This window comes from Streptomyces sp. NPDC060209, assembly GCF_042728155.1.
Classification (GTDB): Bacteria; Actinomycetota; Actinomycetes; order Streptomycetales; family Streptomycetaceae; genus Streptomyces.
In genome coordinates this window covers 1-7,181 of the sequence record NZ_JBHWZS010000390.1, presented here as the reverse complement: position 1 = coordinate 7,181, position 7,181 = coordinate 1, and the positions used below count along the sequence as shown (strand labels likewise).

At 70.7% G+C, this 7,181-nt stretch carries 4 protein-coding genes and 1 pseudogene; 2 read left to right on the top strand and 3 right to left on the bottom strand.

What is annotated here, in order from left to right; all coding sequences use genetic code 11:
• Window positions 1-120, bottom strand: a pseudogene (locus ACFWFI_RS39135) (glycosyltransferase family 2 protein); the annotation flags it as partial.
• A gap of 180 nt (window positions 121-300) precedes the next feature.
• Here ACFWFI_RS39135 and ACFWFI_RS39130 point away from each other — a divergent pair.
• Window positions 301-3,297, top strand: a complete 2,997-nt coding sequence (locus tag ACFWFI_RS39130; RefSeq protein WP_387400122.1) for a bifunctional [glutamine synthetase] adenylyltransferase/[glutamine synthetase]-adenylyl-L-tyrosine phosphorylase — start codon at window positions 301-303, stop codon at window positions 3,295-3,297.
• Window positions 3,298-3,362: 65 nt separating this feature from the next.
• On the opposite strand, the gene ACFWFI_RS39125 is transcribed toward ACFWFI_RS39130, so the two are convergent.
• A complete protein-coding gene (locus ACFWFI_RS39125; protein WP_387400119.1) occupies window positions 3,363-4,373 on the bottom strand; it encodes a phosphatase PAP2 family protein in 1,011 nt (336 codons plus the stop codon).
• A 76-nt stretch (window positions 4,374-4,449) separates the two neighbouring features.
• Entirely contained in the window at window positions 4,450-5,493 is a 1,044-nt protein-coding gene (locus ACFWFI_RS39120) for a LacI family DNA-binding transcriptional regulator (protein WP_387400117.1), read from the bottom strand.
• 360 nt (window positions 5,494-5,853) lie between these two features.
• Between ACFWFI_RS39120 and ACFWFI_RS39115 the strand changes: the two genes are divergently transcribed.
• A complete protein-coding gene (locus ACFWFI_RS39115; RefSeq protein ID WP_387400114.1) occupies window positions 5,854-7,125 on the top strand; it encodes an extracellular solute-binding protein in 1,272 nt (423 codons plus the stop codon).
• Window positions 7,126-7,181 lie beyond the last annotated feature (56 nt).

Sequence of the window (7,181 nt, the reverse complement as noted above, 5' to 3'; positions counted from 1 at the left end):
CGTGGTGACTCCGCGCCGGTAGAAGACGCCGAGTTCGCCGATGGCGGCGAAGGATTTCGCCTCGCGGTGCAGCCGCCAGATCCACGGGCGGTCCTCGGCGGTCCGCAGTCCGTCCCGGAAACGCCGGACGGCGGACGGCGGACGGCCCACATGAGAGGTCTCCCGGGCGGTACGGCGGTGTGCGTGGTCCTTTCGTAGGTAGTGCCCCGGTGGTACGGACGCCGCTCCCGCTCCGGATTCACCGGCGCGGGGCTAGGCTCGAAGGGCGGATATGTGTGATCGGCGGGCAGGAGACACGGGATGACGACGGTGCCGGGACGCAGGAGCAGTACGTTCACCCGACTGCTTCGGCACGGTTTCACCGATCCGTCGGCCGCCGAACGGCTGCTGGATCTGCCCGAGCTCTCCTCCGTACGGGCCGATCCCGTGCTTTTCGACGCCCTGGGCGCGACAGCCGACCCCGATCTGGCGCTGCACGGCCTCGTACGGCTCGTCGAGGCGGAGGAGGCCGACGAACGGCAGATCCTGCTGGACACGCTCGTCACGGCCAAGCCGCTGCGGGACCGGCTCCTCGGCGCCCTCGGCTCCTCCGAGGCGCTCGGGGACCATCTGGCGCGGCATCCACGCGACTGGCAGGTGCTGGTCACGTACGAGGCCACCGATCTGCACCCCGGGGTCCCCGAGTTCGAACACATGCTCTCCGACGCCGTCGACCCGGACTCGTTGAGGGTCGCCTACCGCAGGTCCCTGCTGTCGATAGCGGCACGAGACGTGTGCGGGACGACGGATGTCGCCGAGGTCGCCGCCGAGCTCGCCGACCTCGCGACGGCCACGCTGCGGGCGGCGCTCGCCATCGCCCGCGCCGACGCGCCCTCCGACGCCGCCCAGTGCCGGCTCGCCGTCATCGCGATGGGCAAATGCGGCGGACACGAGCTGAACTACGTGTCCGACGTCGACGTGATCTTCGTGGGCGAGCCGATCGACGGCGCGGAGGAGAGCGGCGCCATGCAGGCCGCCACCCGGCTGGCCGCCCACATGATGCGGATCTGCTCCGACACCACCGTCGAGGGCACCATCTGGCCCGTCGACGCCAACCTACGTCCCGAGGGCCGCAACGGGCCGCTGGTCCGGACCCTGTCCTCGCACCTCGCCTACTACCAGCGCTGGGCCAAGACCTGGGAGTTCCAGGCGCTGCTCAAGGCCCGGCCCGTCGCCGGCGACCCCGAGCTGGGCGCGGAGTACGTCGAGGCCGTGTCCCCACTGGTGTGGCAGGCCGCCGACCGGGAGAACTTCGTCGGCGACGTGCAGAAGATGCGCCGCCGCGTCGTCGACAACATCCCCGTCGACCGTGTCGACCGGGAGCTCAAGCTCGGCCCCGGAGGGCTCCGCGACGTCGAATTCGCCGTCCAGCTGCTCCAGCTCGTCCACGGGCGCAGCGACAGCACCCTGCACGTCGGCTCCACCCTGGAGGCCCTGCGGGCCCTCGCCGACGGCGGATACGTCGGGCGGGCGGACTCCGCGCAACTGGACGAGGCGTACCGCTTCCTGCGCGCCATGGAGCACCGCATCCAGCTCTACCGGCTGCGCCGCACCCATCTGGTTCCCGAGGACGAGGCAGACCTGCGCAGGCTCGGGCGGTCCCTCGGGCTCCGCACGGACCCGGTCGCCGAGCTGAACAGGGCCTGGCGGCGGCACGCCTCCGTCGTGCGGCGGCTGCACGAGAAGCTCTTCTACCGGCCGCTCCTGGACGCCGTCGCCCAGCTCGCGCCCGGCGAGAGCAGGCTCAGCGCCAAGGCCGCCATCGTCCGGCTGGAGGCCCTCGGCTACGCCGATCCCGCCGCCGCGCTGCGGCACCTGGAAGCCCTGTCCTCGGGGGTCTCCCGCAAGGCCGCGATCCAGCGCACGCTGCTGCCGGTGCTGCTCGGCTGGTTCGCGGACTCCGCCGATCCGGACGCCGGGCTCCTCGGCTTCCGCCAGGTGTCGGACGCGCTCGGCAAGACCCCGTGGTACCTGCGGCTCCTGCGCGACGAGGGCGCCGCGGCCGAGAATCTCGCCCGGGTCCTGTCGGCCGGCCGGCTCGCGCCCGACCTGCTGATGCGCGCCCCGGAGGCCGTCGCCATCCTCGGCGACCCCGAAGGGCTGAAGCCGCGCAGCCGGAACCACCTGGAGCAGGAGGTGCTGGCCGCGGTCGGCCGGGCCCCGGGGGCCGAAGCGGCCGTCGCGGTGGCGCGCGGGGTGCGGCGGCGTGAGCTGTTCCGTACGACGGCGGCCGACCTCATCGGCTCTTACGGCACCGAGGACAATCCGGCGGAGACGGACCCGGGCGCCCTGGCCGACCGGGTCGGCTCCGCGGTCACCGATCTGAACGCCGCCACGCTCTCCGGGGCGCTGCGCGCCGCCGTCCGCGAACGGTGGGGCGCCACCCTGCCGACCAGGTTCGCCGTCATCGGCATGGGCCGCTTCGGCGGCCACGAGCTGGGCTACGGCTCGGACGCGGACGTCCTGTTCGTGCACCAGCCCCGGGAAGGGGTCGGCGACGAGGAGGCGGCCCGGGCCGCGAACGCCGTCGTCACGGAGATGCGCAGACTGCTGGAGCTGCCGACCGCAGACCCGCCGCTGCTCATCGACGCCGATCTGAGGCCGGAGGGCAAGACCGGGCCGCTGACACGCACGCTGAAGTCGTACGGGGCCTACTACCGGCGCTGGTCGCTGGTCTGGGAGAGCCAGGCACTGCTGCGCGCCGAGCCGGTGGCCGGGGACGAGGAGCTGGGCCGGGCCTTCATCGAGCTGATCGACCCGCTGCGGTACCCGATGGAGGGGCTGGGGGACGAGGCGGTCCGGGAGATCCGGCGGCTCAAGGCCCGGATGGAGTCCGAGCGCATGCCGCGCGGGGCCGACCCGACGCTCCACACCAAGCTGGGTCGCGGAGGGCTGAGCGACGTCGAGTGGACGGTGCAGCTGATGCAGATGCAGCACGGCTGGGCGGAACCCGGGCTGCGGACCACGCGCACGCGGGAGGCCCTGGCGGCGGCGTGCGCCGCGGAGCTGATCCCGGCGGAGGAGGCACAGACGCTGGACGAGGCGTGGGTCCTGGCGTCCCGGGTGCGCAACGCGGTGATGCTGGTGCGGGGGCGGCCGGGGGACACCTTCCCCTCGAACCCGCGTGAGCTGACGGCGGTGGGCCGGTACCTCGGGTACGAGCCCGGGCACGTGGGGGACATGCTGGACGACTACCGGCGGATCACCCGGCGGGCCCGGGCGGTGGTGGAGGAGAGGTTCTACGGCGCCGCGGGGTGAGGCGGCGGGCGCCGCCGTCCCATGGAGCCGGCCGGGGCTGCCGAGCCGCTCACCCGCGGCTGCCCTCAGTCGCCGGGTGTGCCCGGTTCTCTCGCGCCCTGCGGGACGGGCCCGGCCGCTCCGGCCGCCGATGTGCCGGCCCGGGGGCTGAGCTCAGGTGCTCGGGCGGGTGGCCGGCGCAAGGCGCGCAGACGGCCCGCTCCGGGACGCTGCACCCGTTTCGGCAGGCGGTGCGGCAGCGCCCCGTACCAGGCGTAGGAGACCGCCACGCCGAACGTCAGGCAGGCCATCCCGCCCACCGCGTCCAGCCAGAAGTGGTTCGCCGTCGCCACGATCACCACGAGCGTGGCCACCGGGTACAGCGCACCCAGGATGCGCGCCCAGGGGGCGGTGGCCAGGGCGCAAATGGTCAGACCGCACCACAGGGACCAGCCGATGTGCATGGACGGCATCGCCGCGTACTGGTTCGACATGTGCTTGAAGTTGCCCGAGGCCATCGAGCCCCACGTCTGGTGCAGCATCACCGTGTCGATGAAGCCGCCGCCGTTCATCAGCCGGGGCGGTGCCAGCGGGAAGACGTAGTAGCCCAGCAGAGCCACCGCCGTCGTGGCGAAGAGGGCCAGACGGGTGGCCGCGTAGCGGCCCGGATGACGGCGGAACAGCCAGATCAGCACGCCGATGGTCACGATGAAGTGCAGCGTCGCGTAGTAGTAGTTCATCGAGACGATCAGCCATGTCACCGAATTGACGGCCTGGTTGACCGTCTCCTCGAAGGCGAGGCCCACGGTGTGCTCGAGGGACCAGATCCAGTCGGCGTTCCGCAGGGCCGCGGCCTTCTGCTCGGGAACGGCGTTGCGCACCAGCGAGTAGAGCCAGTAACTGACCGCGATCAGCAGGATCTCGAACCACAGGCGCGGGCGGCGCGGGGAGCGCAGGGAGCGTAGGGAAAGGCGGGGACGTCGCATGCGTGGCAGGGTGATCGCTCTCGTTGAACCGGACGCCGTCGTTCCGTCCGCGACGGGTGACGGGGGGGCCGCCGTGCGGTCTTCCTGTGTGGTCACGTGCGATTCACCCATAGGCGCAGAGTCTGCCAGATACGTCCCCCTCTGCCCGATGATCCTCCAGTCGGGTTCCGGTCGCACATCCAGTACTTTACCGACGGGTGCGGGCCGCGGAGGAGGGGCCCGGACCCGATGCGGTTGAACCGCGTACGACCAGTTCAGGCATGAAGACGAACTCGCTGTGCGGAGCGGGTGTGCCGCCGATCTCCTCCAGCAGCGTGCGCACGGCGGCCTGGCCCATCGCCGTCACCGGCTGCCGGATGGTGGTCAGCGGCGGATCGGTGAACGCTATGAGGGGCGAGTCGTCGTACCCGACCACCGAGAGGTCGCGCGGCACCTCCATCGACAGCCTGCGCGCCGCCCGGATGGCTCCGAGCGCCATCATGTCGCTCGCGCACACCACCGCGGTGCAGCCTCGCTCCATCAGCGCCGAAGCGGCCGCCTGGCCGCCCTCCAGCGTGTACAGGGAGTGCTGGATCAGCTCCTCCACCGCGTCGGCGGTGAGATTCAGCTGCTCCTGCATCGTGGCGTGGAATCCCTCGATCTTGCGGAGCACCGGAACGAAGCGCTTGGGCCCGACCGCCAGCCCGATGCGCTGATGGCCCAGCGCCACCAGATGCGTCACCGCGAGCCGCATCGCCGCCCGGTCGTCGGGGGAGATGAACGGGGCCTGCACCTTGGGGGAGAAGCCGTTGACCAGGACGAAGGGAACGCCCTGGGCGCGCAGTTGCTCGTAGCGCTGCATGTCGGCGGAGGTGTCGGCGTGCAGTCCGGAGACGAAGATGATGCCCGAGACCCCGCGGTCGACGAGCATCTCGGTGAGCTCGTCCTCGGTGGAGCCGCCCGGCGTCTGGGTCGCCAGCACCGGCGTGTAGCCCTGCCTGGTGAGCGCCTGGCCGATGACCTGGGCCAGCGCGGGGAAGATCGGGTTCTCCAGCTCGGGCGTGATCAGGCCGACGAGCCCGGCGCTGCGCCGGCGCAGCCGGACGGGGCGTTCGTAGCCGAGGACGTCGAGCGCCGCGAGGACGGATTCGCGGGTGGCCGCTGCAACACCGGGCTTGCCGTTCAGTACTCGGCTGACCGTCGCTTCGCTGACCCCCGCCTGAGTTGCGATATCGGCAAGCCGTGCGGTCATGGCAATGGACTGTACCGGGCGCGTGTCGGATTGCCCACCGTGCGCGGGATTCGGACGGTCCGCCCCTACGACAACCGGTCGGCGGCCTTCGGGCAGCAACATCTTGCAAGGCCTTGCGGGCGCCGTGAGGCGCTCGCGGTCGGATCGTCGTACCGGTGCCACAACGGGCCTGGCCAGGCATGGGCAGGGTGAAAGGGCTTCCGTCAAGAGGCTTGACGGCAACCTTGAGGACACGCCAATGTAACGATCAGCAGCGCTTGCAGAAATCTTCCGCAAAGTCTTTCGGTCGTCTTTCATCCTTGTTACGTTCACGTCGACCCGGCGCCGCGACGGAGCGGTACGGCAGTTGAAGGAGTTCAGATGCGACGTGGCATAACGGCCACCGCCCTGGTCGCGGCCCTGGCGCTCGCGGCGACCGCCTGCGGCAGCGACGACGAGTCCGGCGGCAGCAAGAGCTCGGGCGAGCTCTCCGGCACGGTGACGTGGTGGGACACCTCGACCGTCGGCAGCGAGGACAAGGTCTTCAAGAAGATCGCCGAGGGTTTCGAGAAGAAGCACCCGAAGGTCGACGTCAAGTACGTCAACGTCCCCTTCGGTGAGGCGCAGAACAAGTTCAAGAATGCCGCGCAGGCCGGTGCCGGCGCCCCGGACGTCATCCGCTCCGAAGTCGCCTGGACCCCCGAGTTCGCCGACCTCGGCTACCTCGCCCCGCTGGACGGCACCGCGGCGCTGAAGGACCAGGGCGACTTCCTGGAGCAGGCCGCCGCGTCCACCAAGTACAAGGACAAGACCTACGCCGTCCCGCAGGTCATCGACTCCATGGGCATCTTCTACAACAAGAAGATCTTCGCGGACGCCGGCGTCGAGGTCCCGAAGAACATCGCCGACCTGAAGACCGTCTCCAAGACGATCAAGGACAAGACCGGCAAGACCGGCCTCTACCTCCGCGGCGACGACGCGTACTGGTTCCTCTCCTTCCTCTACGGCGAGGGCGGCGACCTGGTCGACGCCGACTCCAAGACCGTCACGGTGGACAAGCCCGAGGGCGTCAAGGCCTTCAAGACGGTCAAGGACCTCGTCGACTCCGGTGCCGCCAAGACCGACGCCACCGACGGCTGGGAGAACATGCAGTCGTCCTTCAAGGACGGCAAGGTCGCGATGATGATCAACGGCCCGTGGGCCGTCGCCGACACCCTGACCGGCAAGGAGTTCGCCGACAAGGCGAACCTCGGCATCTCCCCGGTCCCGGCCGGAACGGCCGGACAGGGCGCCCCGCAGGGCGGCCACAACCTCGCCGTCTACGCGGGCTCCAAGAACCTGGACGCCTCGTACGCCTTCGTCGACTACATGACCTCGGTGGAGACGCAGGCGCAGACCGCCGGTGAGCTGAACCTCCTGCCGACCCGCACCTCCGCCTACGCCAAGCAGGAGGCCGCGGACAGCGAGATCGTGCAGTTCTTCAAGCCGGTCGTCGAGACCGCCGTCGAGCGCCCCTGGATCCCCGAGACCGGCAGCCTCTTCGCGCCGCTCGTCACGGAGTACACCAAGGTGCTCACCGGTCAGACCACGCCGGAGAAGGCCGCCTCGGCGACCGGCGACTCCTACCGCAAGCTCCTCAAGGGCTGGAAGTAACTCAGGAAGGCAGGCCGGCTGATGGCTGTCCACACCAGCCAGTCGGTGGCGAAGGC